Annotated in this window: 1 protein-coding gene; it reads right to left on the reverse strand. The window is 48.4% G+C overall.

Features of this window, described 5'->3' with window-relative positions:
- Positions 1–1,759, reverse strand: a 1,759-nt coding sequence (locus F3H32_RS17590) for a DUF262 domain-containing protein (protein ID WP_149766943.1), incomplete at its 3' end; no start/stop codon positions are given.
- Between the last annotated feature and the right edge of the window lie 50 nt (positions 1,760–1,809).

Genomic DNA, 1,809 nt, shown 5'->3' on the forward strand with positions numbered 1-1,809 from the left:
CATGTTCGAGCTTCTTGTTTACCTCGCCGGTGCGCATGTCATAGCGCAGAGTAGACTTGAACTCGACCAGCTGACCTTCGCCTTCCAGGATCATCTCATGCACAGGGTCAATTTTGGTGGAAGCCTCAGAGGGTTCTATCCGCTTCAGTATCTCGGCATAGAGAGCCTCGGAGCGCTTTTTCAGGAAAGCGGTGAAGTCATTCTGGATGATAGAGGCATCATCCAATTCGATGAGATGGCTCTTCAGCGCATGTTTCAGCTCTGAATTTTCGTCTGCGAAATCTGCCAGATAGACGGAGGGTGCCTTGGCTCCGATGCGTTTCTTGTTCAACTCTGCGCTGACCAAGGTGATGTTCACAATCGAGTTTGCATAGGGTGTCTCAGCATCACTTCCATGCTTGCGGACATAGGCCCTAGGGAAGAAGTGGTGGTAGTTCTTGCTGCTGGCAATTTTCAGGTACGAGTTATCCAGAAGCACTTTCCCGTTGCTGTCGAAATCCTTGGGTTCGTAATAGGCTAGGATACAAAGGATCGACTTACAGATTGCATTGCCGGTCGAGAAATCGGTCTCCTTGAGATCCTGTGCGGAATTGATGTAGAGCTTGAACTCAGGGTAGGGCGGGCGCTGACCATCGATGATGAGGTCAACTTTTTTGATGTCCGCTGCCAGCTTTGACTCTGTGGCGGATGAGTATCGCAGGGACAGGCTCGACCGCCAAAACAGTTCTTCAAGGTACTTACGCTGCTGTCCATTGGGTGCCTTGCCCGTTTTCAGGAAAAAGTAAGCAAACGGCACGATGAGCGTGTCATAGGGCAGGAGTTGCGACACAGGGATGCGCAAGACGGTGCGGAAATAGTCAATCGTCTTCTCGATGGCAGAGATAGCGTCATCCCATTTTTCGAGGATATCAGCCTTCTCAAGCCCCAAGATAGTCTTACGCTTGCATTCTCGTGTTTCACTGATGATAAGGCTCAGGATCTGTAAGATGACAGACGGCGAGATGTTCTCATACTTGCGATCATTCAATTTCTTCTGGAACTGCTCCCAGCGAGCTTGCATGTCGAAGTCATTGGCTTCGTCATAGGTCTTTGCCGACATGATTTCGAACAGGGTTAAGACCTTGCCACCCGTGTTAATGCGAGTGAAGACCTCGATTGCGGATTCGATGTCATTCTGGCGCAAGGTGACTGTGGAGAAGGCATAGGTCTTGAAGGCGCTTGAGTAGGCACTGATCTGGTTGATCTGGGCTTTGTCAAACCCACGCTGTTCCAGCTCGTTGCCCATCTGATAATCGAAGTTCAGCACATCATGTAGAGGAATAGCGATCTCGGCTTCATCCTTGACGGTAACAATATCTTTTTCCTTTTCCTCGAGGTTTTCCTCAAGGTTCACCACGATATCGTTATAGTCTGTGACTTTCTTTTCACCTGGTTTTTTGATCTTGGCGCCGAGATAGGCTGCAAAAAGCGAGGTGATCCGTTGCTGTCCATCAAGGACATATTGAACATTTCGCCCAAGTGGAGTTTCCGGAAGGTCAAAGCCACCAATATTTTTGATATCGTTGATACGCTGATCGGTTTCCCAAAGAATAAATGTCCCAATGGGATAGCCCTTCAGGATTGAATCTAAAAGCTTGGCGGTCGCCTTCAAATCCCAAACAAAATCTCGCTGAAACTTTGGAACCTTTATGATCCCCTTTTTCACATCAGAGATCAGGTCATCATAGGTCTTGGAGTCTGGTTTAGGTTGGTTATTCATTGGTTACCCGATTTCTCAATAGCTAGTATTTTGCCAGAGGCAGTCTGGTC

Source organism: Paracoccus thiocyanatus (assembly GCF_900156255.1).
Taxonomy (GTDB): Bacteria; Pseudomonadota; Alphaproteobacteria; order Rhodobacterales; family Rhodobacteraceae; genus Paracoccus; species Paracoccus thiocyanatus.